The 26,047-nt window shown below is 63.8% G+C and carries 21 protein-coding genes, 1 tRNA gene, 3 pseudogenes and 1 CRISPR repeat array; of the genes and pseudogenes, 14 read left to right on the forward strand and 11 right to left on the reverse strand.

The window, feature by feature from the left end; translation table 11 throughout:
* Positions 1-156 precede the first annotated feature (156 nt).
* Positions 157-777: a 30S ribosomal protein S4 gene (gene rpsD / locus IEX25_RS05065; RefSeq protein WP_103172790.1), complete on the reverse strand. Its 621-nt coding sequence runs from the start codon at positions 775-777 to the stop codon at positions 157-159.
* Between the two features lie 139 nt (positions 778-916).
* Positions 917-2,023: an ROK family transcriptional regulator gene (locus IEX25_RS05070; protein WP_188714272.1), complete on the reverse strand. Its 1,107-nt coding sequence runs from the start codon at positions 2,021-2,023 to the stop codon at positions 917-919.
* Positions 2,024-2,142: 119 nt separating this feature from the next.
* Between IEX25_RS05070 and IEX25_RS05075 the strand changes: the two genes are divergently transcribed.
* From IEX25_RS05075 to IEX25_RS05090, 4 genes are all read left to right on the forward strand, one after another.
* Positions 2,143-3,171 carry a sugar ABC transporter substrate-binding protein gene (locus tag IEX25_RS05075; RefSeq protein ID WP_188714273.1) on the forward strand — a complete coding sequence of 343 codons (1,029 nt, stop codon included), beginning with the start codon at positions 2,143-2,145 and terminating at the stop codon, positions 3,169-3,171.
* A 59-nt stretch (positions 3,172-3,230) separates the two neighbouring features.
* Positions 3,231-4,286, forward strand: a complete 1,056-nt coding sequence (locus IEX25_RS05080) for an ABC transporter permease (RefSeq protein WP_103172787.1) — start codon at positions 3,231-3,233, stop codon at positions 4,284-4,286.
* Complete coding sequence (locus tag IEX25_RS05085) at positions 4,283-5,056, forward strand: ATP-binding cassette domain-containing protein (RefSeq protein ID WP_229665047.1); 774 nt, start codon at positions 4,283-4,285, stop codon at positions 5,054-5,056. The genes IEX25_RS05080 and IEX25_RS05085 overlap by 4 nt, the downstream gene beginning before the upstream one ends.
* Positions 5,057-5,133: 77 nt before the next feature.
* Positions 5,134-5,736, forward strand: coding sequence for a nucleoside/nucleotide kinase family protein (locus tag IEX25_RS05090; RefSeq protein ID WP_188714274.1), 603 nt, complete (start codon positions 5,134-5,136; stop codon positions 5,734-5,736).
* On the opposite strand, the gene IEX25_RS05095 is transcribed toward IEX25_RS05090, so the two are convergent.
* From IEX25_RS05095 to thrS, 4 genes are all read right to left on the reverse strand, one after another.
* The gene (locus IEX25_RS05095) at positions 5,695-6,909 is read right to left on the reverse strand and encodes a multidrug effflux MFS transporter (RefSeq protein ID WP_229665048.1); all 1,215 of its coding nucleotides are present in this window, start codon (positions 6,907-6,909) and stop codon (positions 5,695-5,697) included. The two genes, IEX25_RS05090 and IEX25_RS05095, sit on opposite strands and share 42 nt — an antisense overlap.
* 60 nt (positions 6,910-6,969) lie before the next feature.
* Positions 6,970-7,596, reverse strand: coding sequence for a DsbA family oxidoreductase (locus IEX25_RS05100; protein WP_188714275.1), 627 nt, complete (start codon positions 7,594-7,596; stop codon positions 6,970-6,972).
* Between the two features lie 78 nt (positions 7,597-7,674).
* Positions 7,675-7,881 (reverse strand): cold-shock protein, encoded by a 207-nt coding sequence (locus IEX25_RS05105; protein ID WP_089388183.1) that lies wholly within the window; start codon positions 7,879-7,881, stop codon positions 7,675-7,677.
* Between the two features lie 203 nt (positions 7,882-8,084).
* Positions 8,085-10,031 (reverse strand): threonine--tRNA ligase, encoded by a 1,947-nt coding sequence (gene thrS, locus IEX25_RS05110; RefSeq protein WP_188714276.1) that lies wholly within the window; start codon positions 10,029-10,031, stop codon positions 8,085-8,087.
* Between the two features lie 119 nt (positions 10,032-10,150).
* On the opposite strand from thrS, the gene IEX25_RS05115 reads away from it, so the two are divergent.
* Both IEX25_RS05115 and IEX25_RS05120 read left to right on the forward strand, forming a co-directional pair.
* A complete protein-coding gene (locus IEX25_RS05115) occupies positions 10,151-10,891 on the forward strand; it encodes an alpha/beta hydrolase (protein WP_188714277.1) in 741 nt (246 codons plus the stop codon).
* Positions 10,878-11,831 carry an alpha/beta hydrolase gene (locus IEX25_RS05120; protein WP_188714278.1) on the forward strand — a complete coding sequence of 318 codons (954 nt, stop codon included), beginning with the start codon at positions 10,878-10,880 and terminating at the stop codon, positions 11,829-11,831. The genes IEX25_RS05115 and IEX25_RS05120 overlap by 14 nt, the downstream gene beginning before the upstream one ends.
* Before the next feature lie 31 nt (positions 11,832-11,862).
* On the opposite strand, the gene phaZ is transcribed toward IEX25_RS05120, so the two are convergent.
* Complete coding sequence (gene phaZ / locus IEX25_RS05125) at positions 11,863-13,170, reverse strand: polyhydroxyalkanoate depolymerase (RefSeq protein ID WP_370463835.1); 1,308 nt, start codon at positions 13,168-13,170, stop codon at positions 11,863-11,865.
* Positions 13,171-13,597: 427 nt separating this feature from the next.
* Here phaZ and phaC point away from each other — a divergent pair, with 427 nt between their 5' ends.
* The 8 genes and pseudogenes from phaC to IEX25_RS05165 all read left to right on the forward strand — a co-directional run bounded on the left by phaC (position 13,598) and on the right by IEX25_RS05165 (position 19,832).
* Positions 13,598-15,382 (forward strand): class I poly(R)-hydroxyalkanoic acid synthase, encoded by a 1,785-nt coding sequence (gene phaC, locus IEX25_RS05130; RefSeq protein WP_229665049.1) that lies wholly within the window; start codon positions 13,598-13,600, stop codon positions 15,380-15,382.
* 193 nt (positions 15,383-15,575) lie between these two features.
* Entirely contained in the window at positions 15,576-16,040 is a 465-nt protein-coding gene (locus tag IEX25_RS05135) for a Phasin (RefSeq protein ID WP_103172781.1), read from the forward strand.
* 147 nt (positions 16,041-16,187) lie between these two features.
* Positions 16,188-16,799, forward strand: a complete 612-nt coding sequence (gene phaR / locus IEX25_RS05140; RefSeq protein ID WP_188714280.1) for a polyhydroxyalkanoate synthesis repressor PhaR — start codon at positions 16,188-16,190, stop codon at positions 16,797-16,799.
* Between the two features lie 39 nt (positions 16,800-16,838).
* Positions 16,839-16,928, forward strand: a tRNA-Ser gene (locus tag IEX25_RS05145).
* Positions 16,929-17,005: 77 nt separating this feature from the next.
* Positions 17,006-17,709: pseudogene (locus IEX25_RS05150) on the forward strand (IS5 family transposase).
* A gap of 186 nt (positions 17,710-17,895) precedes the next feature.
* Positions 17,896-18,261 (forward strand): IS66-like element accessory protein TnpA, encoded by a 366-nt coding sequence (gene tnpA / locus IEX25_RS20055; RefSeq protein ID WP_440589940.1) that lies wholly within the window; start codon positions 17,896-17,898, stop codon positions 18,259-18,261.
* A pseudogene (tnpB, locus tag IEX25_RS05160) lies at positions 18,258-18,605 on the forward strand (IS66 family insertion sequence element accessory protein TnpB). Before tnpA ends, tnpB begins: the two are co-directional and overlap by 4 nt.
* A gap of 59 nt (positions 18,606-18,664) precedes the next feature.
* A pseudogene (locus IEX25_RS05165) lies at positions 18,665-19,832 on the forward strand (IS66 family transposase).
* Between the two features lie 41 nt (positions 19,833-19,873).
* Positions 19,874-22,894: a CRISPR direct-repeat array (repeat unit 32 nt; unit sequence GTTTCGATCCACGCCCCCGCGTGGGGGGCGAC).
* A gap of 184 nt (positions 22,895-23,078) precedes the next feature.
* Here the strand turns inward: IEX25_RS05165 and cas2 are convergent.
* From cas2 to cas7c, 4 genes are read right to left on the reverse strand one after another with little or no spacing between them, the layout of a single operon-like run.
* The gene (cas2, locus tag IEX25_RS05170; protein ID WP_188714282.1) at positions 23,079-23,369 is read right to left on the reverse strand and encodes a CRISPR-associated endonuclease Cas2; all 291 of its coding nucleotides are present in this window, start codon (positions 23,367-23,369) and stop codon (positions 23,079-23,081) included.
* Between the two features lies 1 nt (position 23,370).
* Entirely contained in the window at positions 23,371-24,405 is a 1,035-nt protein-coding gene (cas1c, locus tag IEX25_RS05175; protein WP_188714283.1) for a type I-C CRISPR-associated endonuclease Cas1c, read from the reverse strand.
* Positions 24,402-25,052: a CRISPR-associated protein Cas4 gene (cas4, locus tag IEX25_RS05180; RefSeq protein WP_188714284.1), complete on the reverse strand. Its 651-nt coding sequence runs from the start codon at positions 25,050-25,052 to the stop codon at positions 24,402-24,404. The genes cas1c and cas4 overlap by 4 nt, the downstream gene beginning before the upstream one ends.
* A gap of 5 nt (positions 25,053-25,057) precedes the next feature.
* Positions 25,058-26,014: a type I-C CRISPR-associated protein Cas7/Csd2 gene (cas7c, locus tag IEX25_RS05185; protein ID WP_188714285.1), complete on the reverse strand. Its 957-nt coding sequence runs from the start codon at positions 26,012-26,014 to the stop codon at positions 25,058-25,060.
* Positions 26,015-26,047 lie beyond the last annotated feature (33 nt).

The following is a 26,047-nucleotide window of genomic DNA, read 5'->3' on the forward strand; positions in this document are numbered from 1 at the left end:
AATCGATCAGGGGGGCGCGAAAACATGCGGACAGATGAAATGTACAATTTGTATAAACTTGACCAAGTCTGACTTGGCAAACGAATTTTCGGCCGGAAAACGAAAAAGGCCGCATCCCGAAGGATGCGGCCATGTCTTTGTGCAGAACCGGATGGATCAGTTCTTGGCGTAGTATTCGACGACCAGGTTCGGCTCCATCACGACGGCATAGGGCACGTCGCCCAGGGCCGGGGTGCGCACGAAGGTGGCGGTCATCTTGTTGTGGTCGACTTCCAGATAGTCCGGGACGTCACGCTCGGTCAGGGCGACGGCTTCCAGCACGATGGCCAACTGGCGCGACCGTTCGCGGATGGCGATCACGTCGCCTTCCTTGACGCGATAAGACGCGATGTTGACGCGCTGGCCGTTCACGGTGATGTGGCCGTGGTTCACGAACTGGCGGGCGGCCCAGATGGTCGGCACGAACTTGGCGCGATAGACGACGGCGTCCAGGCGGCGCTCCAGCAGGCCGATCAGGTTCTCGCCGGTGTCGCCCTTGACGCGCTCGGCTTCGGCATAGATGCGGCGGAACTGCTTTTCGGTCAGGTCGCCGTAATAGCCCTTGAGCTTCTGCTTGGCGCGCAGCTGGGTGCCGAAGTCCGACAGCTTGTTCTTGCGGCGCTGGCCGTGCTGGCCGGGGCCGTATTCGCGACGGTTGACCGGGGATTTGGCACGGCCCCAGATGTTTTCGCCCATGCGACGGTCGATCTTGTACTTGGCAGAGGTGCGTTTCGTCACCGCTGATCTCCTTCATTCAATGCTTCGAAGGGCGTTGTCCTTTGGCCAGGGACTTGCAGTCCGGGGCCCGACAGGTTTCCCCTTGCGGGGTCCACCAACACCAATGGAAGCGGCGCTTATAAACGCGGGTGCGGCCCTGTCAAGTCAAGGATCCGTCCGGTTCGAAGAAATGCGCCAAGGGCAGGGCGGCGGCCCCTAGGATGCGGGCGCTGCGGGCCAAGCTGCCTTCTTGGATCAGCGGCCGGTCGATGCCGGCTGCGGGAAGCGTTGCAATCTCGGCCCGGGTCGCATCGACCAGCAGGCGGCGGGTGGACGCCGGCACGGCGCCATCGACCACCGCCACGGGGATATCCAGAAGCGCGGTCGCGGCCAAGACTGAAAAGGCAAGGGCCTTGGCGGCTTCCGCGATCCAGGGTCCCTCGATCTCGGCGGGAACCACCCAGCCGGAATCGTCCGGCGGCAGCGAATGGCCCAAGCGCGCTTCGAGGGTCGAGACCGAGGCCACGTCCAGCAGTTGCCGCCCGCCCGGCACCGGCATGGATCCAAGCGCCCCGGCATTGCGGGCGGGCCCGACCCGCAGCCGGCCGTCGAGGACCACGCCGCCGCCCGCGAAATGCGCAATATAAAGATGCACGAAATCCAGCGGCAGCGAAAGCCGCCCGAAGATCAGCTCGGCCGCGCAAGCGGTGCTGCCGTCGTTTTCCAGGAAAACCGGAAACCGCAGGTCTTCGGCCAGTCGGCCTGCCAGGTCGAAGCCGTGCCAGTCCGCCATCTCGGCGCCCCAGTCCCACAGGCGGAAAGGGGTGGCCACGCCAAGCCCGGCGATTCGCCCCGGATCCGGCACCGAGGACAGGATCGTGGCGATGCCATGGCGGGCAAAGGCGATGATCCGGTCGGGGGTCGGATGGGCATATATCTCTTGCCGGTGGATCTTTATGGCCCCGGTAAAATCCACCAGGGCCAGTTCAACCAGCCGGCGGCCCAGTTTCAGGCCCAGGAACAACGCCCCATCGGGGGCCAGGGAAAGCGGCGTTGACGGCTGACCCACCTTGCCGCGCACGACCGCGCCCTCGTCCAGGAAACCGTTCTGGATCAGCTTTCTTGTCTGGTTCGTGATCGCCTGCGCCGACAGCCCGGTCGCCTGGGCCAGGGCCGCGCGGGGCAAAGGCCCGCGCCTGCGGATCAGCGACAGGATCAACCGTTCATTGCGGCTGAGATCCAGCCAGTTCCGGGAGTCATTCAGCATGGATACCGCCTCCTGAAATGAATTAATCAACATGATTGACTTATTGACAAGAGGAAACGCTTCATGCTTTCTGAAAAGGCAAGGCGGAGGAGGTGCCGCCAATCGGAGGAGTATTCAGTATGATCATCAAGTCTTCGCTTCGCCTGTCGCTGGCCGCTTCGGTCCTGGCGCTTTCGGCGGGCTTTGCCGCCGCGCAGGATCCGGTCAAGGCCTGCCTTATCACCAAGACGGACATCAACCCGTTCTTCGTCAAGATGAAGGAAGGCGCGACCGCCAAGGCGCAGGAACTGGGCATCGAGCTGATGAGCTTTGCCGGCAAGATCGACGGCGACCACGAAACCCAGCAGCAAGCCATGGAAAGCTGCATCGCCGCGGGCGTGAAGGGCATCCTGATCACCGCGTCGGACACCAAGGCCATCACGGAATCGGTCGGGCAGGCACGCGATGCAGGTATCCTGGTCATCGCGCTGGACACGCCACTGGATCCCATCGACGCGGCCGACGCGACCTTCGCCACCGACAACCGCGAGGCGGGCCGCCTGATCGGCGCCTGGGCCGCGGGCAAGATGGGGGCCGAGGCCGAGAACGCCAAGATCGCGATGCTGGATCTGTCCGCCAGTGCGCCGTCGGTCGATGTTCTTCGCGACCAGGGCTTCCTGGAAGGCTTCGGCATCGACGTGAAGGACAACAACGTGATCGGTGACGAGGAAGACCCCCGCATCGTCGGCCATGACGTCACCTCGGGCAACGAGGAAGGCGGCCGCGAGGCGATGGAGGCGCTGATGCAGAAGGATCCGGGCATCAACCTGGTCTATACCATCAACGAACCTGCCGCTGCCGGGGCCTATGAGGCACTGAAATCCTTTGGGATGGAAGGCAACGTGACCATCGTGTCCGTCGATGGTGGCTGCCCCGGCGTCGAGAACGTCAAGGCCGGCGTGATCGGCGCGACCTCTCAGCAGTATCCCCTGAAGATGGCCTCCATGGGGATCGAGGCGATTGCCGCCTTCGCCAAGGACGGCACCAAGCCACAGACGACCGAAGGCCTAGATTTCACCGACACCGGCGTGAACCTGGTGACCGACCAACCGGTCGAAGGCGTGGCCTCGATCAGCGTCGAGGACGGCCTGGCCCAGTGCTGGGGTTGACCGGCGGCAATCGGGCGGCTGCACCTGCGGCCGCCCTTTCCTGAACTTCGGAGGGCCCGATGTCTGACACTCCCGATCCCGTGGTCGCGCGAAACCCGTCCGAGACGGTGGCGAGCTTCGAGCATCATTCGCGTGGCGCGCTTGACCGGGTGCAGCACTTCCTGCACCGCTTTCCCACGATGGTCCCGGTCATCGTGCTGCTTTTGTCGGTGGCGGTCTTCGGGCTGGTATCGCCCAACTTCTTTTCGGCCTTCAACCTGTCGCTGATCCTGCAGCAGGTGGCGGTCGTGGGCACGCTGGCGGCGGCGCAGTCGCTGGTGATCCTGACGGCGGGCATCGACCTGTCGGTGGGGGCCGTCATGGTGATGGTGTCGGTCATCATGGGCAAGCTGTCCGTGGACTTCGGCATCCCCGTTCCCATCGCGATCCTGATCGGCCTGGCCGTGGGCGGCGCGACAGGCGCGTTGAACGGCGCGCTTGTGACGCGGCTGAAGCTGCCGCCCTTCATCACGACGCTGGGCACCTGGAATATCTTCCTTGCGTTGAATTATTACCTGTCGAACCGCGAGACGATCCGCAGCCAGACCCTGGACGCCGAGGCGCCGATGCTGAAGTTCTTCGGCGAACGCTTCAGCCTTGGCGGCGCGGTGCTGACCTATGGCGTGGTGCTGATGATCCTGGTCTTCGCGGTGCTGTGGTATGCGCTGAACCACACCGCCTGGGGGCGCCGGGTCTATGCCGTGGGCGACGACCCCGAGGCCGCGGCCCTGGCGGGCATCCAGACCAAGCGCGTGCTGATGTCGGTCTATATCGTCTCGGGCGCGATCTGTGCGCTTGCCGCCTGGTCGTCGATCGGCCGGGTGGGATCGGTCAGCCCGACATCCTTCTTCGAGGCGAACCTGGAATCCATCACGGCGGTGGTGATCGGCGGCATATCCCTGTTCGGGGGGCGCGGGTCGATCCTGGGGCCGCTGATCGGAGCGCTGATCGTAGGCGTCTTCAATTCGGGACTGCGGCTGGCCGGCGTCGATGTGCTGTGGCAGCTGTTCGCGACTGGCTGGCTGATCATCGTCGCCGTCGCCATCGATCAATGGATCAGGAAAATCTCGTCATGACCCAGCCGCTTCTGTATGCCCGCAACCTGGTCAAGCGCTATGGCCGCGTGACCGCCCTGGACCATGCCGACTTCGATCTGTATCCGGGGGAAATCCTGGCCGTGATCGGCGACAACGGCGCGGGAAAATCCAGCCTGATCAAGGCAATCTCGGGCGCGGTCCAGCCCGACGAGGGCGAGATCCGCCTGGACGGCCAGCCAGTCAGCTTCGCAAGCCCGCTTGAGGCGCGCAGGGCGGGGATTGAGACGGTCTATCAGACCCTTGCCCTGTCGCCCGCCCTGTCGATTTCCGACAACATGTTCATGGGTCGAGAGATCAGGCGCGGTGGCATCATGGGCAAGTGGTTCGGGATGCTGGACAAGCCTGCCATGGATGCCTTCGCCCGCCAGAAGCTGTCGGAACTGGGCCTGATGACGATCCAGAACATCGGCCAGCCGGTCGAGACGCTGTCGGGCGGCCAGCGGCAGGGGGTGGCCGTAGCCCGCGCCGCGGCCTTCGGCAGCCGCGTCATCATCCTGGACGAACCCACCGCCGCGCTTGGCGTCAAGGAAAGCCGCCGCGTGCTGGATCTGATCCTGGACGTGCGGTCGCGCGGCATCCCCATCGTGCTGATCAGCCACAACATGCCCCATGTCTTCGAGGTCGCGGACCGCATCCACATCCACCGGCTGGGGCGTCGGCTGTGCGTGATCAACCCGAAGGAACACACGATGTCCGATGCTGTGGCCTATATGACCGGGGCCCGCGTGCCCGAAGGGGTCGCGGCATGACGGGCGGGGAAGGGGGGCTTCGCCCCCAGTCCTTCGGACTTCCCCCAGGATATTTCGACACAGAAGATGGACAGGGATTGCTGGCCCGGATCCGCGCACTGGATGGCGCGCGGGTGCTGGTTGCGGTCGCAGGCGCTCCGGGGTCGGGCAAATCCACGCTGGCCGAAGCCTTGGTCGGCAGGCTGGAGGATGCCGTGCTGGTGCCGATGGACGGGTTCCACCTGGACGACCGGGTGTTGTCCGCGCGGGGGCTTCTGGCGCGCAAGGGTGCGGTCGAGACGTTTGATGCGGAAGGTTTTGCTTCTCTGGTCCAGCGGTTGGCGGTGCCGAACAGCGAGGTCATCTTTCCCGTATTCGACCGCAGCCGAGAGATTGCCGTGGCAGGCGCAGGGGTCGTTTCCCCCCGCCACCGCATCGTGGTGGTCGAGGGGAATTACCTGCTGCTGGACCGCGCGCCCTGGAACGGGCTGCGTTACGACCTGAGGGTCTGGCTTGACGTGCCGGTGCCGGAACTGGAACGGCGGCTGACCGCGCGATGGCAGGGCTTTGACAAGGATGCGGACCAGATTGCGGCACATCTGGAAAACGACCTTGCCAATGCCCGCTTTGTTAAGCGCCAGTCGAGATGGGCGGACCTGTCAATCCCGCAGGCGCTTCATCAGAACCCAGGCGAGGGCTGAGCAGACCAGCGTCGCGGTCATGGCCGGGATCGCGGTGCCGTTGTAAAGCAGCCCGACCGGCGCGGCGATCAGGGTTGCCGCGATGGTCGAAAGGGCGGCGATGATGGAGGCCGCCATGCCCGCGATATGACCCATGCGTTGCAGGGCCAGGGCGTTCAGGTTGCCGAAGGTCACGCCTGCCATGAAGAACACGCTGACCGCCCAGAAGAAGAAGGCCGGAAAGCGCAGGCTGGGGGGCAGCGCATCCGTCAGGGTCAGCGCCAGCATCACGGCCGATACGACGGTCTGCATGACATAGGCCCATTTGGCGATCCGCCGCATTCCGAAGCGCATCACGAAGGTGGCGTTCAGCAGCGTGCCGATGCCCGACAGCAAGGCCATCAGCGCAAACCAGGCCGGGAAGTTGTCGCCCTTGCCATAGGCCTCTCCGAACAGTTGCTGGGCCGAGGACAGAAGCCCGAACATCTGCCCGAATCCCAGGGTCAGCACCAGCGTGCAAAGCATGACCTGTCCGTCCGACAGCACCTCGCGCGCGGCGGCGCTGAGGGGGGCGATGCGCAGGGGACGGCGGGCCGAAGGGGGCAGCGTTTCGGCCTGGCGCAGGCCCAGCCAGATGGTTCCCACCAGGGCGAACAGGATGAAAGCCACGAAGACGCCGTGCCAGCCCGAAAACCAGATGATGCCTGCGCCGATTGACGGGGCGAGTGCGGGAATCAGGATGAAGACCATCATGACGAAGCTGGAAATCCGCGCCATCTCCCGGCCCGAATACAGGTCGCGGATCAACGCCATGCCGACGATGCGCGGGCTTGCGGCGCCGAGTCCCTGGACAAACCGAGCGGCCAGCAGAAATTCGATCGAATTGGCAAAGATCGCGGCCACCGTTGCCACGACATAGATGGCAGAGCCCATGTAGATCGCGGGCTTGCGCCCAACCGCATCCGAAATGGGGCCGGCGAAAAGGGTGCCCAGTCCCATGCCTGCCATGAAGGCGGTCAGGATCAACTGGGCCCGATTCACATTGTCCGGCGTGAGTTCTGCCGCGATGTCGGGCAGCGCGGGCAGCATCGCGTCGATGGAAAAGGCGACGGTGGCGAACAGGAACGCCAGCATCGCGACGAATTCCGGCAAGGGCAGGCGACGCTGCGGCGCGGTCGCGTCAGAGGCGGTCATGGACATGGGAGGCCTTTCGGTCAGGCGCAGCCTATACTGGAATATTGCACACTGTGCAAGTTATTTCAGGGTGCTTTCCGCCAGTTCGTCGATGACCTGCTGCCACAGGGCTGCCGGCTGCGCGCCGCTGATCGCGTGCTGGTTGGCGACGATGAAGGTCGGCACCGAGGAGATGCCGCGTTCTCGGGCGTGCCCTTCGCGGGCCGCAACCTCGGCCCGGTCGGCGTCGCTTGCCAGAAGGCGCGTCACCAGATCGGCGTCCATGCCCGCCGCTGCGGCGATGCGCGCCAGTTCGGCTGCATCGCCGATGTCGCGGGCTTCCTGCCAATGGGCGCGCAGCAGCCCCGACATCACACGGGTCTGCGCGCCTTCCAGGCCCGCCCAGTGCATCAGCCGGTGGGCATCGGTCGTATCCGGTTCGCGGGGCGAGGGGTTCAGGTCAAGGCCAAGGCCGGCCGCCCGTTCGGCCACGGCACGGGACGCGTCCTCGGCGCGCGGGCCAAGTTTCGCGCGCAGGTATTCGATCCGGTCCATGCCCCCTTTGGGCATCTGCGGGTTCAGGCGGAAGGGATGCCAGGTGATCTGGAACGGATGAAGCGGCCGGCTTTCAAGCGCGCGGTCCAGTTCCAGCTTGCCGATCAGGCACCAGGGGCAGACCGGGTCCGCGAAGATGTCCAGGGGTATCATGGCCCCTCCTTTCCGCCGTGTTCGGCAAAATGAAAACGGCCCGCGAACGGGCCGTTTCGCAACCTTGACAAAGCTGGTTCAGAGCAGCTTCAGATCGCTGGCCGATGCGCGGCCGTCGCGGCCCGACTGCAGCTCGTATGCGATCTTCTGGTTGTCCTTCAGGCCCGTCAGCCCTGCGCGTTCTACGGCCGAGATGTGGACGAAGATGTCCTTGCCGCCGTCATCGGGGGCGATGAAGCCATAGCCTTTGGTGGCGTTGAACCATTTAACCGTTCCGGTCGCCATAACCGTTCTCTCCTTCAAGTCATCCCGACGCAGGATTGCGCCAGGCCGTGCAGCCTGCTTTCGAACTTCCGGCTGCCCTGAACGGGAGGCGGTAGAAAGGCTTCGCTCACGCAGGTGAGAGGATGGACGAATCGTTAAAAAACGCAAGAAGGAAACGCGCGCAGATAAAATCTGCACGCGACAAACCCCTGAAAAGCCGCGATTCAGCGCAGATCGGGGGGCGTGGCCTCGTCTTTCAGTGCGTCGATGGCTTCGGTTAACGGTAACGAACGCGACCCTTGCTGGTCCAGGCGCCGAAGCGAGACGGTCCTATCCTCTACCTCTTTCATGCCGATGGCAAGAATCGCCGGGACCTTTCCGACCGAATGTTCGCGCACCTTGTAGTTGATCTTCTCGTTCCGGGTATCCGCCTCGGCGCGAATACCTGCGGCGCGCAGGGTCTCCACCACCTCGGCCACATAGGCATCGGCATCCGAGACGATCGAGGCCACGACCACCTGGCGCGGCGCCAGCCAGAAGGGCAGCTTGCCCGCGCTGTTCTCGATCAGGATGCCGATGAAGCGTTCGAAGCTGCCCAGGACCGCGCGGTGCAGCATGATCGGGCGGTGCTTGGCGCCGTCGGGTCCGACATATTCCGCGTCCAGTCGTTCGGGCAGGTTGGGGTCCACCTGCAGCGTGCCGCATTGCCAGTCGCGACCGATGGCGTCGCGCAGCACGAATTCCAGCTTGGGGCCATAGAAGGCGCCCTCGCCGGGGAACAGTTCGTAATCGTATCCCGCCGCCTGGCAGGCATTACCAAGCGCGGCCTCGACCCGGTCCCAGCTTTCGTCGCTGCCAATGCGCTTTTCGGGGCGGGTGGACAGCTTGATGCGCCAGTCGGTGAAGCCCAGGTCGGAATAGACGCCTGCCAGGAACTCGATGAACTTCTTCGTCTCCGCCTCGATCTGGTCCTCGGTGCAGAAGATATGCGCGTCATCCTGGGTAAATCCGCGCACCCGCATGATGCCGTGCAGCGCGCCCGAGGGTTCGTAGCGGTTGCAGGATCCGAATTCCGCCATGCGCAGCGGCAGGTCGCGATAGGATTTCAGGCCATGGTTGAAGACCTGCACATGGCAGGGGCAGTTCATCGGCTTCAGCGCGTTGACCGTCTTGGTCTTGGCATGTTCCTCGTCCACTTCGACGATGAACATGTTTTCCTGGTAGTTGTCCCAGTGGCCGGATTCTTCCCACAGCTTGCGGCTGACGACCTGTGGGGTGTTCACCTCGACATAGCCGTCGGCGCGCTGCTTGCGGCGCATATAGTCCTGCAGCGTGGTATAGATGCTCCAGCCGTTCGGGTGCCAGAACACCTGGCCCGGCGCCTCTTCCTGCATGTGGAACAATTCCATTTCACGGCCCAGCTTGCGGTGGTCGCGCTTGGCGGCCTCCTCCAGCATGGTCATGTGGGCCTTGAGGTCGTCGCGGTTGCGGAAAGCCACGCCATAGATGCGCTGCAGCATCGGCCGGGTGCTGTCGCCCAGCCAGTATGCGCCCGCGATATGGGTCAGCTTGAAGGCGTCGGCGGGAAGCTGGCCGGTGTTCTGCAGGTGCGGGCCGCGGCACAGATCCTGCCAGTCGCCATGCCAGTACATCCGCAGATCCTCGCCTTCGGGGATGCGGTCGATCAGTTCGACTTTGAACGGCTCGCCCCGGTCCTTGTAATAGGCAATGGCGCGGTCGCGGTCCCAGACCTCGGTGCGTACGGGATCGCGGGCGGCGATGATCTCTTTCATCTTCGCCTCGATCCGGCCCAGATCCTCGGGGGTGAAGGGGTCTGCACGGTCGAAGTCGTAGAACCAGCCATAGTCGCGCACCGGGCCGATGGTGACCCTCACGTCGCGCCAGATTTCCTGCACGGCGCGGGCCATGACATGGGCGAAGTCGTGGCGGATCAGTTCCAGCGCGGGGGCGTCGTCCTTCATCGTGTTGATGCTGATCGCGCCGCTGCCGGTGATGGGCCATTGCAGGTCGATATGCCGCCCGTCCAGGCTGGCCGAGATCGCGCGTTTGGCAAGGCTGGGCGCGATGCTTTCCGCGACCTGCGCGGCGGTGATGCCTGCGGGATAGTCGCGCGAATTGCCATCGGGGAAGGTGAGGGAAATCTGGGACATAGGTCCTCCTCGTCGGTTTGGCGCCCACGGAACGCCCGGTTGCGGGTTATCTGCGCCCTCCATTGGACCGGGGCGGGAAAACTGTCAAGATAAGCGCCACCATCGCAGGAGAGCCGTGAATGAGCGAATATCTGGAAACCCCCGCCGGTCGGCGCATCGCCTTTCAGCGCAGCAACGGGCGCGGGCCGGGCGTGGTCTTCCTGGGCGGGTTCAAGTCGGACATGACAGGAACCAAGGCCGCCTGGCTGCACGACTGGGCGCGGCAGCAGAACCGCGCCTTCCTGCGCTTCGATTATTCCGGCCACGGCGACAGCAGCGGCAGCTTCGAGGAAGGCTGCATGGGCGACTGGTTCGAAGACGCGCGTCATGTCATCGAGGCGCTGACCGACGGGCCGCAGGTGCTGGTCGGGTCGTCCATGGGCGGCTGGATCGCCCTGCTGGTCGCACGCGCCTTGCCGCAGCGCGTGGCGGGACTTGTCACCATCGCGGCGGCACCGGATTTCACGGAGCAGGGCTTCTGGGCCGGGTTCAGCGATGCGCAAAGACAGACCCTGACAAGGACCGGGCGGATCGAGTTGCCCAGCGAATACAGCGACAAGCCCTATGTCATCACCCGCCACCTGATCGAGGACGGGCGCCGCCACCTGGTCATGACCCAACCCCTGCACCTGCCTTTCCCGGTGCGGATGCTGCAAGGGACGGCGGATGCGGATGTGCCGGCCGATTGGGCCGTTCGCCTGTTGGATCACGCGGCGGGCGACGATATCCGGCTGACGCTGGTGAAGGGCGCCGATCACCGTTTCTCGTCCCCGGAATGTCTGGCGTTGATCGGGCAGTCGATCGGCGATGTTCTGGCCTAGGGTTGCGCTTGGGCTGGTTGCGGTGTTCGGCCTGATGTGGGTCCTGGGACCGCGCGACCGGCTGCGCATGGATTCGCTGCCGGTCGATCCGCCGTCTGATCCACAAGCCTGGCTGGCAGGGCGAGAGGCGGGCATCCGTCCCGAGGTCGCGTCCTATCTGCAATGGGCGGACAAGCCCGGTCAGGCGGCCGACCTGGCAATCCTCTATGTCCACGGCTTTTCGGCCAGTCCGGCTGAACTGCGTCCCTTGCCCGAGGATCTGGCGCGGCGGCTGGGCGCGAACCTGCTGGGGATCCGCCTGACGGGACATGGGCAGGGCGGTGCCGAACTGGCTGCGCCCCGGGCCGAGGACTGGTGGCGTGATCTGGCGGAAGGCCTGGTCCTGGCGCGCGGCATGGGGCGGCGGGTGGTCGTGCTGGGCATGTCCACGGGTGCCACGCTTGCGGCGCAGGCGGCCCGCGACCCGCAATTGGGCCGGATGATCGACGCGGTGGTCCTGATCTCGCCCAACTTCGCGCTGAAGGCCGGCAATGCATGGATGCTGGGTTTGCCCTTCATGCGGCCGGTCCTGCGGCTTCTGGGCGATCCCCAGCGGTGCTTCGCAACGCGCAACGACATGCACCGCAGGCGATGGACAAGCTGTTATCCGGTCTCGGCCACGCTGGCGCTTGGGGCGGTGATCCGGCAGGGGCGGCAGGGCGATTACCGGAATGCACGGCCCCCGGCGCTGTTCGTCTGGGCCGAGGGTGACCGCATCATCGACCACCGGGTCAGCGAACGGGTGGCGGCGGAATGGGGCGGCGGGGCCACCGTCATCAAGGTTGAACCGGGACCGAACGACGACCCCGATGCGCATGTGATCGCGGGCGAGGCTTTGTCGCCCAACCTGACCCGCGATCTTCTGCCAAGCATTTCGAACTGGATCCAGGCCTTGCCCTGACCACGGGCAAGGCCTGTTCAGGTGTGGCGGATCAGACGGCGATCTTGCTGCTGTCGCCGATGGGATCGGTGACGCCGCAATCCGCCGCCACCCCGCCGCGGGTGCGACGTCGGCGGGGCTTGATCGAATCCGGGACGTTCATGTTTTCGTCGATGAAGTCCAGGACAAGCGGGCGGATGTTCAGCCGCCAGGACTTGCCCGCGAAGATGCCGTAATGGCCCGCGCCGGGCTCCAGATGCTGCTTCTTCTTGTCCGCGGGAACGCCCGTGCACAGATCCAGCGCCGCCACGCATTGCCCCGGGGCCGAGATGTCGTCATTCGCCCCCTCGACCGTCATGATGGCGACATCGCTGATCTTGCCGATATCGACGCGGCGGCCGTTCACGACAAATTCGTTCCGGGCGATTTCCAGCTTCTTGAAGATCCGGTCCACCGTCGAAAGATAGAACTCCGCCGTCATGTCCATGACGGCAAGATATTCGTCATAGAACTTGTAGTGCTTGTCGCCTTCGGACGCGGTGCCGCGCGCCTCGCCCCAGATCTTGTCCATGAACGCGCGTGCATGGGTTTCGGCATTCATGGCGATGAAGGACGCCAGTTGCGCCAGCCCCGGATAGACCATCCGGCCTGCGCCGCGATATTTGAAGCCCACGGATTGGATCACCAGATGTTCCAGTTCGCCCATGGTCATCCGGTTGCCGAAATCCGTCACCTCGGTCGCGGCGGCATCGGGATCGACCGGCCCGCCGATCAGGATCAGGCTGCGCGGCTGCGATGCTGGATCATCCTCGGCCAGGATGGCGGTGGCGGCCAGGGCCAGCGGGGCAGGCTGGCAGACGGCGATGACATTCGTGTCCGGCCCCAGGTGACGGATGAAATCGACGAGGTACTGGGTGTAATCCTCGATGTCGAACTTGCCTTCGCTGACCGGGATGTCGCGGGCATTGTGCCAGTCGGTGACGTAAACCTCGCAGTCGGGCAAAAGCGAGGTGACGGTGGAGCGCATCAGCGTGGCGTAATGGCCCGACATCGGCGCGATCAGCAGCACCTTGCGGGGCTGGGTTTCGCGGCGTGCGACGCGGAAATGGATCAGGTCGCCGAAGGGGCGCTTCATCACCGGTTCCACATAGACGATATGGTCCTGGCCCTGGTCACCCGCGATGGGGGGAATTTCCCAGTCGGGCTTGATGACCATCCGGGCAAAGCTGCGTTCGGTGACCCGTCCCCACGCGCTCATCAGCTTGAAGATGGGGTGGGGGTTCAGCGCGAAGATCGGATAGGACGCGATGGCCCGCGCAGAAGCGCCCATCCATTCGTTGGTATTCCGAATGGTTTCCATCGCATCATAGGATACGATGCCCTTGATACCTTTGATTGCCACAGGGGCCAGCCTTTCATTGCTGCGTCAGGAAGAAACGCATCACTGGGCAAATGGGTCCAAAACCCGCATTTGCGCAATGTCGGCCCTGCGCATATCATTGTTCGGGTAATAGGGGGGAACCAGCATCATGGCAAGAAGCACAGGATCTGGCCGCAAGGAAGTTGCCGGGAAGCGTGGCAAGGCGGACATAATCAAACAGGCCGCCGATGCCGACGCTGAAAAGCCGGGCACTGAAAAGGCAGCCGCCCCGCGTCGTCGCCGCGCCAAGACGGAATCGGCGCCCGCTGCAGCCGATCCCCAAGTTGCGTCGCCGCAGGTGCATCTTGACCAGGCGGCCCCGGTTTCCTCTGACACCGCCTCCGAGCCGGGCCGCGGGCCGCAAGCCATGGCCGACGCCTTGGCGCGGGGATCGTCCAAGGCCACGGCTAGGAAGCTGGCCGAAAACATCGAACGGATCGAGGCCCTGGGCCAGCGGCTGCGGGTGGCGCTGGCGACGCGGTCCCTTCCCAATCCGGGCATCGAGGCGCCCGGACCCGAACTGTTCCTGACCGCCGCGAATGCCTGGGTCAAGACGATGTCCGAACAGCCCGGTCGCGTTCTGGAAACCCAGGTGAACTACTGGGGCGAGACGCTGAAGAACTATGCCGATGCCCACATGGCCCTGGCGCGCGGGCAGGCCCCGGCCGAGGATGACGAGACGGCGCAGGACAAGCGGTTCTCGAACCCTCTGTGGCAAAGCCATCCTTACTTCAACTTCGTCAAGCGGCAGTATCTGATCAATGCCAAGGCGTTGAAGGATGCGGCGCAGAACCTGCAGATGCCGGACGATACTGCACGGCGCCGGATCACCTGGCTGACCGATCAGATCGTCGACATGATGGCCCCCACCAACTTCCTGGCGACCAATCCCGACGCCCTGGAACGCGCCGTCGAAACCGAAGGCGAAAGCCTGGTCCGGGGCCTGGAAAACCTGGTCCGCGACATCGAACACCATGGCGGCGATATCGTCGTGTCGCTGGCGGATCGCGAAGCCTTTTCGGTGGGCGAGAATATCGGCACGTCGGAAGGCGTGGTTGTTCACAGGACGCCGCTTTTCGAATTGATCCAGTACAAACCCGCCACCGACCAGGTCTTTGAAACACCGCTGCTGATCTTTCCGCCGTGGATCAACAAGTTCTATATTCTTGATCTCAAGCCGCAGAACAGCCTGATCAAATGGCTGGTTGAACAGGGCCAGACGCTGTTCGTCGTCAGCTGGAAAAACCCCGATGCCAGCTATGCCGATATCGGGATGGAGGATTATGTCGCCGCCTATCTGGAGGCGATGGACAAGGTCCGCGACCTGACGGCGCAGCCCCGCCTGAATGTCGTGGGTTATTGCATCGCGGGCACGACACTTGCCCTGACGCTGGCGCTGTTGAAGCAGCGGGGCGATGACCGGGTCAATTCGGCGACCTTCTTCACCACCCTGACCGACTTTTCGGATCAGGGTGAGTTCGTCAGCTTCCTGCAGGACGATTTCGTCAATGGCATCGCCGAGGAGGTCAGCCGCCACGGCCTGCTGCGCGCCAGGCTGATGTCGCGCACCATGAGCTTCCTGCGCCCCAACGACCTGGTCTGGGGGCCGGCCATCCGCAGCTACATGATGGGCGAGACGCCGCCGGCCTTCGACCTGCTGTTCTGGAATGGCGACAGCACCAACCTGCCGGGCAAGATGGCCATGCAATATCTGCGCGGCCTGTGCCAGCAGAACGCCTTTGCCGGCGAGGGATTCGACCTGATGGGCCACAAGCTGCATCTGTCCGACGTCAAGGTTCCCCTTTGCGCCATCGCCTGCGAGACCGATCATATCGCGCCCTGGAAGGATTGCTGGCGGGGAGTCGCCGGAATGGGTTCGGACGACAAGACGTTCATTCTTTCGGAATCGGGCCATATTGCCGGGATCGTCAATCCGCCGACCAAGAAGAAATACGGCCATTACATGGGAAGCACCGATTTCAGCGGAGGGCACCAATCCTGGAAGGAATCAGCCAGCTTTGCACCGGGAACCTGGTGGTCGCGCTGGGGCGATTGGCTGGCTGAAAGGGCAGGGCGAATGGTCCCGGCGCGCGATCCGGGAACCGGACTGGGCCCTGCGCCGGGAAGCTATGTCCACGAAAGGGCAGCTTAGGGCAAAAGGAAACAATGCCTTGTAATGGATTTTCGGTTCGAGAAACCGGGGCCCATAATTTTTCTGCGCCGCAGCATAAAATACTTGAAATGCCGCGGCGCAGCATTCATATTCCGGTCACGAGAATGGCTTTGGCTGCGGAAACCTCTCTCATCGAATACGTCCTTCCGCGGCGTTGACAGGAGTGAATGACATGGCGAAGACCCCCGATTTTGCAAAGAACTTCCAGGACATGATGGCGAATTTCCCGATCGACACCTCGTCGTTCCAGGAAGCGTTCAAGTCGCAGGGCGTCCTGGGTGAAAAGCTGGCTCGCGTGGCCCTGGCCGCTGCCGAGCGTTCGACCGAGATTTCGGCCCAGTGGGCCAAGGACACCATCGCCCGCGTGGGTGAACTGGCCGTCGTCAAGCATGAACCCTCCGACTATGCCAAGTCGCTGACCGATTTCGCCTCGGCTTCCGCTGAAGTCGCGGCCGAGCACATGGCTGCCTTCGCGGAAGTCGCGAAGAAGGTCCAGATGGACACCGTGGATCTGATGCTGACCGCCGGCAAGGACGTCGCCGCCGACGCCCGCACCGTTGCGGAAACCGTCGTGCGCGACAACCAGGTCGCCGTGAAGAAAGCCGCTGCCGCTGCTTCGACCGTCGCCGCGAAATAAGCGCATTCGACAGTGATCGGAAGGAAGGGGCGTCATCGCCCCTTTTTTCATGCGGTCTTGCCAGGTCTTTGGCAGGTGCAGAAAATTGCTTTGCCTTTTGCGGATGCAGCACCCATCATGGCGTAAATCGCTTGCCCGAGGTCCGTCATGGCCGCAACGTCCGCGCCGCTTCTCATCAAACGCTATGCCAGTCGGCGGTTGTATAACACCGAAACCAGCGACTATGTGACGCTCGAGGATATTGCGACCTTCATCCGCGCCGGACGAGAGGTCAAGATCGTGGACCTCAAGTCCGGGGACGACCTGACCCGGCAGTACCTGCTGCAGATCATCGCCGAACACGAGGGCAGGGGCGAGAATGTCCTGCCCATTGACGTGCTGACCGACCTGGTCCGCAGCTATGCCACCAGTGCGCATTCGGTGGTGCCGCAGTTCCTGGCCGCCAGTTTCGAGATGCTGCGCGAAAGCCAGTCGAAGCTGATGGAGAACATGGCCGTCATGCCCCATCCCATGGCCCGTGTTCCAGGCTTCGACGCCCTTCATCGTCAGCAACAGGCTTTCCTCAAGGCAATGATGGGCGGCTGGACCGGCGCCTCCGGCCCGGAACCGGACGGCATGGAGGATGCGTCCTCGTCCGACACTCCATCGATCCGCAAGCCTGCAAAGCGACATGCCGCCGTCGAAGGCGAAGGGTCCGAGGACATGGCGGAAATCCGGCGCCAGCTGGCGGAACTTCAGCAACGTATTTCAAAGCTCTGACTTGCGCCCGTCGCGCACACCCGTTAGACCGCCCCCCAAGGACAGTTGGCCGAGTGGTCGAAGGCGCACGCCTGGAAAGTGTGTAGGCGGGGAACCGTCTCGAGGGTTCGAATCCCTCACTGTCCGCCATTTTACTAAGGTCCGTGGACATTCGTAGTTCACATACCATCTGATTTGTGATTCAGGCCTCCCAAATGGAGGTCTGAATGGACGAGCAGCGGTTTGTAGTGACGGATGATATCTGGGCGCGTCTTGAACCTCATCTCCCCGGCAAGAAGAGCGACAGCGGTGTGACGGGCAAGGACAATCGCCTGTTCCTGGAGGCCGTTCTCTGGCGGGTGCGAACCGGTTTGCCCTGGCGGGATCTGCCATCGGAGTTCGGGAACTGGAACAGCGTGTTCCGCCGGTTTCGCAGATGGGCCAAGGGTGGTGTTTTCGAGCGCCTTTTCGAAGAGATCCGCGGCGAGCCCGATTTCGAATACGCCCTGATTGACGGCACCATTGTTCAGGCTCATCAGAAGGCGAGCGGCGCAAAAGGGGGACTCAGGCTCAGGCCATCGGGCGCTCCCGCGGCGGACTGACCACGAAGATCGTGGCCTTGGTCGATGCCTTGGGCAACCTGTTCGACTTTGTTCTGCTGCCCGGCCAGGCTCACGACCTGAAAGGCGTGGCACCGCTGATCGAGGACGTCGCCTTTGACGCCCTTCTGGCGGACAAGGCGTTTGATGCCGATGGGCTGCTTGCACAACTGGACGGGCGAGGTGCGAGTGCAGTCATCCCACCGAAGGCGAACCGCAAGATCAAGCGTGACTACGACAAACACGCCTACAGATGGCGGCACTTGGTCGAAAACTTCTTCGCGAAAATAAAGGAGTTCCGCGCCATCGCCACGCGCTACNGCCATAGATAAACTTTTCTCTAAGTTCGGCTTTGGCCGGATTTTCCCTTTGCCGGAAAAACAGGTCGATCCATGCCCTCGCGTGGGGGGCGACTTTCGCTACATCGCCAAGACGTAAGCGTCCGGTCTGACTGCCCTGCCGCGCGGTGAGCGTGGGAGATAGTGTCCGCTATAGATGGTGGACACTATGGTGCGAGCGTGGCGCGTCGGACAAAGCGGCTTTGGACGAACGAAGAGAAGCGGTCGATCTGCCTGCAGACGACGGCTCTGGGCGTTTCGGTTGCGCAGGTAGCGCGCCGTTATGCAGCGAACGCCAACATGGTGTTCAAGTGGCTGCGCGATCCGCGTTATGCCCCTGAGACAACGGCAGTGGCGGCTAGCCCTGCCTTCCTGCCCGTGGAGATCATAGACCGTGTCAGGAAGGATGATCTGGTTGTGACCAGCGAGCCGACACGTCCGCAGGAACTGATCGAGGTCGAGCTTGCGGGCGGTCATCGGCTGCGGATCACCGGCAGTTACGATCCTGATGCTTTGGCGCGCCTGATCCGGGGCCTGACAGCATGATCCCCATGCCAGTCAACACACGGGTTTGGCTGGCGGCCGGGGTGACGGACATGCGCAAGGGTTTTGCGGCGCTCGCGGCCTAGGCCGAGGCGGTGCTGAAGCAAGATCCGTTTGCCGGGCACTTGTTTGTCTTCCGCGGTCGGCGCGGAGATCTGGTAAAGGTCATCTGGTGGGATGGGCAAGGTGCCTGCATGTTCATGAAGCGGCTGGAACGGGGCCGGTTCGTCTGGCCCGCGGCCAAGGAGGGCAAGGTGGCTCTCACGCCTGCGCAGTTGTCGATGCTGCTGGAAGGGATCGACTGGCGGGCGCCAGAACGAACCTGGCGACCTCTGGCGGCAGGATAATCCACATCGCCTGTGATCAAAGGATTCCCACGAGGGATCCAGCAGAATAAGCTGTCTGCATGCTGGATCAGGCCGTAACCTTGCCGGACGACCCCGAGAAGCTGCGCGCCTTCACCGCACGGCTTCTGGCTGAGGTAAAGTCGCAGGCAATTCTGATCGAGAAGCTTCGCCATCAACTGGCCGGTCACCGGGCGCACCGATTTGGCGCCTCCTCCGAGACTGCAGACCAACTGCAATTGGCCCTGGAAACCAGCGAGATTGCTGCCGCCGCGATGACCGCGTGGATGAAGCTGCCCGACATCGAGGAGAAGGACAAACCGAAGCGCTGTCCGATCCCTGATCATATCCCGCGCATGAAGGTGGAACTGACGCCCGGCACAGATGCCTGTGCCGACTGCGGCGGACAACTGCGCCGGATCGGCGAGGATGGTGAGGCACGAGCCTGCCACCGGTCTGAAGGCCGTGCCGAACGAAGAGCTGGAATATGTACCGGGCCGCTTCATCGTAAACCGAATTGTGCGGCCCCGGCTGACCTGCGCCTGTTGCGAGCGGTTCATGCAAGCCCCGCTGCCGTCGCGCCCGATCAAGCGTGGTCGCCCCGGACCTGGCCTGCTGGCCCATGTGCTCGTCAGCAAGTATGCCGACCATCTCCCCCTCTACCGCCAGAGCCAGATCTTCGACCGCGAAGGGCTCGACTTGGACCGCTCCACGCTGGCAGACTGGGTCGGCAAGAGCACGGCCTTGCTGGAGCCCTTGGCTGGCCGGATCGCCCAACTCTACGCTGACGAGAAGGAAGCCAGAGGGTCACCGCCAGATCGTCGCGCAGAACTCCGACGGGCTCATGCTGCTCCGGTCTTCGATGAACTCGAACAATGGCTGGCCGCGCAGCTGACCAAGATCTCGGGAAAATCACCACTCGCGTCTGCCATACGCTATACCCTGGCTCGCATGGAGCGAACGCGCCCCTACTTGGAACACGGCATCCTGGAGTTGGACAACAATGCCGCCGAACGTGGCATGCGCAGCGTCGCCCTCGGCAGGAAAAACTACCTCTTCGTCGGCTCCGAGGCAGGCGGCAAGGCCGCAGCCATCGCATACACCCTGGTTGCAACGGCCAAGCTAAATGGCGTCGACCCACAGGCTTGGCTCGCCGACACCCTTGCGCGCATCCCGGATTACAAGATCACCAAGGTCGATGAGCTGCTGCCATGGCACTGGAACGGGTAGCGGTCAGAGCGGACGCTTACGACAAGACCAAGCAATCGCAGGTTTCGATCCACGCCCCCGCGTGGGGGACGACCCTGCCGGGTGGACTTCTCGGTGAGATAGCGGCGTTGCTTCGATCCACGCCCCCGCGTGGGGGGCGACACACGCCACGACCTTTCCGCGCCCGGCAGGACACTGTTTCGATCCACGCCCCCGCGTGGGGGGCGACGCGGAGAATAAACATGATCCACGCGCGTGATGGTGTTTCGATCCACGCCCCCGCGTGGGGGGCGACGCTTCAAGCCGTGGCTGGATGATCCGGCCACGATTGTTTCGATTCACGCCCCCGCGTGGGGGACGACCCAGGGTCACGTCACGGTTGCCGAAAGACAGGTAGTTTCGATCCACGCCCCCGCGTGGGGGGCGACTACGAATATCCTGCGTTGAGCGTGAGGCGCACCGTTTCGATCCACGCCCCCGCGTGGGGGGCGACGGCCTGGGGGCTGCGCCACATCATCCAGAGATGGTTTCGATCCACGCCCCCGCGTGGGGGGCGACTCCTCGGCAAGCCGCCGCGTCCAGGTCCAGGACCGGTTTCGATCCACGCCCCCGCGTGGGGGGCGACCTATCCGGCCGAGGTTGCGCGGGGGGTTTACATGGTTTCGATCCACGCCCCCGCGTGGGGGGCGACGTGGCGGGGGCGCATCCGGGCGACTGCCGGGCAGTTTCGATCCACGCCCCCGCGTGGGGGGCGACATGCCGCAAGTGGCGGCGAAAAGCTGACGATCTAGTTTCGATCCACGCCCCCGCGTGGGGGGCGACTGATGCGTGATCTGTTTGCCCCTGACAGGGAATTGTTTCGATCCACGCCCCCGCGTGGGGGGCGACGATCAGGACGTAGAGGTCAGCGTGGACGGGATCATGGTTTCGATCCACGCCCCCGCGTGGGGGGCGACCGCGCGGTCGTAGTATTGAGAGGAGGCCACACGGGGTTTCGATCCACGCCCCCGCGTGGGGGGCGACGCGATCGCGGCGGTCGCGGCCTCGGCTGAGGCGGGTTTCGATCCACTCCCCCGCGTGGGGGGCGACATCGGTCAGACTTTCAAATCAAGGCGCCTTGCGGTTTCGATCCACGCCCCCGCGTGGGGGGCGACGTCAAAGACTTGCGAAATCATCCGGTCGGCCCACTGTTTCGATCCACGCCCCCGCGTGGGGGGCGACGCCATCTTTATGAACCAGTGCCACCATGCACTGATCGTTTCGATCCACGCCCCCGCGTGGGGGGCGACGCCGTGGCTGAGTATCCATAAGGGAAATCCCACATGTTTCGATCCACGCCCCCGCGTGGGGGGCGACCTCGATGCCCCGGTCATTGGGCCAAAGGGTGACGGTGTTTCGATCCACGCCCCCGCGTGGGGGGCGACGAGCGGTATGTGCTGGATGCAGTCACCGTGCCGCTGTTTCGATCCACGCCCCCGCGTGGGGGGCGACTGTTTGGCAGAGACCTCGACATTGACCCCGCGCAGTTTCGATCCACGCCCCCGCGTGGGGGGCGACAATCCGCAGGGTTCATCACGATACCCGTGGACGGGTTTCGATCCACGCCCCCGCGTGGGGGGCGACACTGCTGCGACGCTTCGCCGAAGGTCCCGTAGGTGTTTCGATCCACGCCCCCGCGTGGGGGGCGACTCCGTCAATTACTGACCTACGACCCTGAAACGGGGTTTCGATCCACGCCCCCGCGTGGGGGGCGACTTGTTGTAGCCGTTCGATTGCCGCTGAAAGACTTGGTTTCGATCCACGCCCCCGCGTGGGGGGCGACAACATTGCACTCGGCATAATCCGGGCTATCGGGCGTTTCGATCCACGCCCCCGCGTGGGGGGCGACGATGCTTCCACGGTCCGTCCAGCGTGACGACCGAGGTTTCGATCCACGCCCCCGCGTGGGGGGCGACCAGCCCGATCAGCAGCGCCTATCAGATCAGCGCGGTTTCGATCCACGCCCCCGCGTGGGGGGCGACGGTCAATGCGCTGGTGGCGGCGCTCGATGCTGCCAAGTTTCGATCCACGCCCCCGCGTGGGGGGCGACAGCCTCATCGGCGTCATAGCCATGTGCCTCGGCCAGTTTTGATCCACGCCCCCGCGTGGGGGGCGACTCAAGATGTGCGCCCTCCAGGAGGACATCAGCATGTTTCGATCCACGCCCCCGCGTGGGGGGCGACCGCGCGGCGTGTCGTCAAAGAAGGGCGCGTCGTAGTTTCGATCCACGCCCCCGCGTGGGGGGCGACGGCCCCGGACGTGTTCATCGAGAAGATGTTCCGCGAGTTTCGATCCACGCCCCCGCGTGGGGGGCGACGGGCGCTCAGGGTCTTTCGCGTCTGGTTTTTGAGGTTTCGATCCACGCCCCCGCGTGGGGGGCGACCGCCGGTGAGGCTGGAGACCGGCACGCCGATCAGGTTTCGATCCACGCCCCCGCGTGGGGGGCGACAAGTTTCGGCGGCTCTTTCTTGACATTTTCATGCCGTTTCGATCCACGCCCCCGCGTGGGGGGCGACGGCGCGTTCCTTTCTGTGCAGAAACTGCAAGATGGTTTCGATCCACGCCCCCGCGTGGGGGGCGACCATCGGCCAGGACGGCAAGGAGCGCACCAACGTCGTTTCGATCCACGCCCCCGCGTGGGGGGCGACTTCCCGGCAGTTCGCGAAGCTGCGGTCCCGCACCAGTTTCGATCCACGCCCCCGCGTGGGGGGCGACAAGGGCTGCATTCCCCGCATCTGTCGCACTCAATGTTTCGATCCACGCCCCCGCGTGGGGGGCGACTCCACTTGGACCCAAAGCAGAACTACGAGATCATGGTTTCGATCCACGCCCCCGCGTGGGGGGCGACCGGTCCAAATGCAGTAGTGACGGCCGGTTCATAGTTTCGATCCACGCCCCCGCGTGGGGGGCGACTTGGCCGTTGAGCGGTCGCCTACCGGCAGCGGCGTTTCGATCCACGCCCCCGCGTGGGGGGCGACCTCAGACGGAAATCAAGGCGATCATCAATCAGGTGTTTCGATCCACGCCCCCGCGTGGGGGGCGACTGTAAAGGACTTAAGCAATTTGATTGTATAATAAAATCCCCTGCCAATTGCGAACACAGGGCCGACCAGCCGCCTTTTTGAGCGCCGGCAAACCCCACAGCTTACAAATCAACAATTTCAAAAAGCTGCAGCGGGTGCGAACCTGCATCGGAAAACAAGCACGCTTGGGGTTCGCAAGGCTGATTCAAACGATCAAAGGACCGTTTAGATCGGTGGCGGGTTTGGCGCCAACATGTTCCACGCGGCGAGACCAGTTCGCGCCGAGATAATAGTAGCGAAGGCTATCATGCGCCGGTTGGATGATGGCCTCAAGCCGTGCCTTGAGCCTCGTCCACTGTGCGGGATCGACCTCGATTTCGAAGACCGAGAACTGCACGCGCTGGCCGTAATCCTCGCATGCGCGGGCGACCTGACGCAGGCGTTTCTTGCCTCCGTCTTCCATTGTGTTCACGTCATAGGTGACCAGAACCAGCATCTCAGGTCCAGAACCAAGGGGGATAGGCGTCGATGTCGCCGCGCAGATGACGGGCCAGCATTTGGGCCTGAAGATAGGGCACAAGGCCGAAGGGTGCCTTTTCCTGAAGAAAAGGATGCAGACGCTCCTCTTTCTTGCGTTCCTGCCAGGCTGTCAGCACCAGCTTGCGCGCGTCGTCGGACAACAGCACCGCGCCGCCCTCCATCCGGCGGAAATCGCCTGCCCGTAGCTGCCGGCGATTGACCAGCGACAGGGCCAGCCGGTCGGCAAGGGGTGCGCGCAACTCTTCCATCAGATCCAGCGCCAAGGAGGGTCGCCCAGGCCGGTCGCGGTGGAGGAACCCAACTGCTGGATCCAGTCCAACCGCCTCGCAGGCTGAACGACAGTCGTGGATCAGAAGCGTGTACAGGAACGACAAAATTGCATTCATGGCGTCCAGCGGCGGTCGGCGGGACCGTCCGGTCCAACGCAGTTCGGGATCGGGCGAGCGGATCAAGTGGTCGAAGACCGCAAAATACAGGTTGGCCGCCTCACCCTCGGACCCGCGTAGCAGTTCGATGCTGTCATCCTTCATCTGCACCCGGCGCAGGATCATCGCCATGCGGTCAGTGACGGCGTCCAAGGCGGCGCGTGCAGTAGGCTCCATCTCGGACCCGTAATCGCGCAAGGCACGGCGAATGACCGCACGCTGGTTGGCGATCTTTCCCATGACGAACGAACGGACGATGTCCTCGGCGGTGTCCGCCTGCCGGTGTTGCGCGCGCCGCAGCAGAACATTGCCTGAAACCGGCCCCTCAATCCGGGCCTGGAAGCGCCCAGTCCGGTCCAGGATCGCGATGCTGATGCCGCGCCCTGCACAGGTGCCGATCAAGGCGGGGCTGACAAGGATCGGCCCGAAGACGACCACCGAAGCCAGCATGTGCAGCGGCACCCGCGCCCTTTCCGCGCCTTCGATTTCGGCCACCAGATTTTCACCGTCCTTTTTGAGGGCGGCGCCTTCCGTGGTGACGTAAACAGTGTTGAGAAGCTTCTTCACGGCGCCTCCAGCGCGCGGGACAGCATCCGGTCACGCCATTGCCGAACCGGACGGGCGACGGTTTCCGGCCGGCAGAGTTCCAGCAGCGAACAGGCGCGGCAACGGGACTTGTGAGGGGTAGGAGGCGGGGTGCTTCCACTGGCAAGGGCGGCCGCCAAACCTGCCACCGCAGCCTCGGTCAAGGCGCGAAGTTCCGGGTCGAAGGGCACGGTGACGCGGCGCTTGGTCTGGGCATAGAACAACGCGCCTTCAGGCACAGGGCGGCCAGTCATTTCCTCGAGGCACAGGGCTTGCGCGCAAAGCTGCGCCTCGTCGGCGCGGTGCAGCTTGGGCTTGCCGCGCTTGTATTCCACGGGAAAGGCCCTTTCACCATCCGGTCCGGGGGCAAATTCGACAAGATCGGCCACCCCGGCCAGGTTCAGCCGCTTTGAGGCAAGCGGCAGGGCCAGTACCCGCCGCACCCCTCTTGCCTTGCGGCTGCCGCCCTTGTCGGCGACTGCATGCAGGACGTCGCCTTCGGCCGTAAAGCGGTTGTCGGCCCAAAGCCGTTCCAGATGGATCAGGGCTGCCTGCCGCAGACAATAGACCGCATGTTGCACCGCCGAGATGGGAATGGGTTCCTCATCGGCAGGCAGGGCAACCGGCATGGCGGTCAGACCAGATCCAGGATTTCAACGCCTTCAGGCAGCCCTTCGCGGTTGATCTGGACGATATAGTCCGAGAACTTGCGCGCCGGCGCAAGGTTGCCCAGGCCGCGGTCGTCAAGCTCTCGAAACTCGCCATCGACGTTGCGGCCGATCCTGACGCGGTCGAACAGCTTGTGCGCGGGGGCATTGCCCAGGGCATTTTCATGCCGGAAGGCAATCAGGCGCCGCGTCGTCATCTCGCCCCGCGCGGCCGAACGGTCATGTTCGAACATGTTTGTCAGGGCTTCGAACAGCAGATCAAGATCGGCTTCGGAAAACCCCGTCCGTTCCGCGAACTTGGCCGAGATGAAGCCATGCGCGACATAAAGGCCATAGGGGACGATGTGTTTGCGACCCATGGTACGGTTATCGGTTCGGGTATCCCCGTCCTCCGCACCTTCTGCGCGTTTCTTCTGTTCGGCCTCATTCGTGGCTGCCATGCGCGTGATCGAGACTTCAACCGGCAGGATCGGCTCGACCGAGCTGGCAAAAGTCATCTGCACCGGTCCCTTGACCTGGCCGCAGTTGATCCCGGTGGACATCACAGCGCCAAAGGTCCGCACATCGAAGAAGTTGCGGCACATGAAATTGCGCAGCGCCTGAGCCTCGGCATCGTCCTTGGGGTTCAGTTTGGCGTCCTTGCGGGCCTTCGCGTCGTCGGGACGCACATCCAAATAAGCTTGACGATGCTTTTCGTTCAGGATCGCGCCTTCCTGAACATAGATATGATGCCCGGCCTCACCCGCGCGGGCCAGTTCGACATAATTGCGGATCTTGCGCTTCAGGCTGACATCGCTGACCAGGCCGTGACTGGTTTCGGGATCAAGGCGTGGCAGGTTGCCCGCATCCGGGTCGCCGTTGGGGTTGCCGTTGGTGACATCGAAGACAAGCACGAAATCATGGCGGCGGGAAAGCGTGGTCACAGGCAAGGATCCTTCGGCGGTTTGCAGGTGCTG

Source organism: Paracoccus acridae, assembly GCF_014642735.1.
In the GTDB taxonomy this organism is placed as follows: Bacteria; Pseudomonadota; Alphaproteobacteria; order Rhodobacterales; family Rhodobacteraceae; genus Paracoccus; species Paracoccus acridae.

Excerpts from the sequence above, each read along its gene's own strand:
- phaC (WP_229665049.1), top strand. The coding sequence starts at position 13,598 with ATGGCCGACGCCTTGGCGCGGGGATCGTCCAAGGCCACGGCTAGGAAG.
- IEX25_RS05095 (WP_229665048.1), bottom strand. The coding sequence starts at position 6,909 with ATGACCGCCTCTGACGCGACCGCGCCGCAGCGTCGCCTGCCCTTGCCG.
- IEX25_RS05100 (WP_188714275.1), bottom strand. The coding sequence starts at position 7,596 with ATGATACCCCTGGACATCTTCGCGGACCCGGTCTGCCCCTGGTGCCTG.
- IEX25_RS05115 (WP_188714277.1), top strand. The coding sequence starts at position 10,151 with ATGAGCGAATATCTGGAAACCCCCGCCGGTCGGCGCATCGCCTTTCAG.
- IEX25_RS05075 (WP_188714273.1), top strand. The coding sequence starts at position 2,143 with ATGATCATCAAGTCTTCGCTTCGCCTGTCGCTGGCCGCTTCGGTCCTG.
- phaR (WP_188714280.1), top strand. The coding sequence starts at position 16,188 with ATGGCCGCAACGTCCGCGCCGCTTCTCATCAAACGCTATGCCAGTCGG.
- IEX25_RS05085 (WP_229665047.1), top strand. The coding sequence starts at position 4,283 with ATGACCCAGCCGCTTCTGTATGCCCGCAACCTGGTCAAGCGCTATGGC.
- cas4 (WP_188714284.1), bottom strand. The coding sequence starts at position 25,052 with ATGCCGGTTGCCCTGCCTGCCGATGAGGAACCCATTCCCATCTCGGCG.
- IEX25_RS05135 (WP_103172781.1), top strand. The coding sequence starts at position 15,576 with ATGGCGAAGACCCCCGATTTTGCAAAGAACTTCCAGGACATGATGGCG.
- cas2 (WP_188714282.1), bottom strand. The coding sequence starts at position 23,369 with ATGCTGGTTCTGGTCACCTATGACGTGAACACAATGGAAGACGGAGGC.
- IEX25_RS05070 (WP_188714272.1), bottom strand. The coding sequence starts at position 2,023 with ATGCTGAATGACTCCCGGAACTGGCTGGATCTCAGCCGCAATGAACGG.
- thrS (WP_188714276.1), bottom strand. The coding sequence starts at position 10,031 with ATGTCCCAGATTTCCCTCACCTTCCCCGATGGCAATTCGCGCGACTAT.
- IEX25_RS05105 (WP_089388183.1), bottom strand. The coding sequence starts at position 7,881 with ATGGCGACCGGAACGGTTAAATGGTTCAACGCCACCAAAGGCTATGGC.
- IEX25_RS05080 (WP_103172787.1), top strand. The coding sequence starts at position 3,231 with ATGTCTGACACTCCCGATCCCGTGGTCGCGCGAAACCCGTCCGAGACG.
- phaZ (WP_370463835.1), bottom strand. The coding sequence starts at position 13,170 with ATGGAAACCATTCGGAATACCAACGAATGGATGGGCGCTTCTGCGCGG.
- IEX25_RS05120 (WP_188714278.1), top strand. The coding sequence starts at position 10,878 with ATGTTCTGGCCTAGGGTTGCGCTTGGGCTGGTTGCGGTGTTCGGCCTG.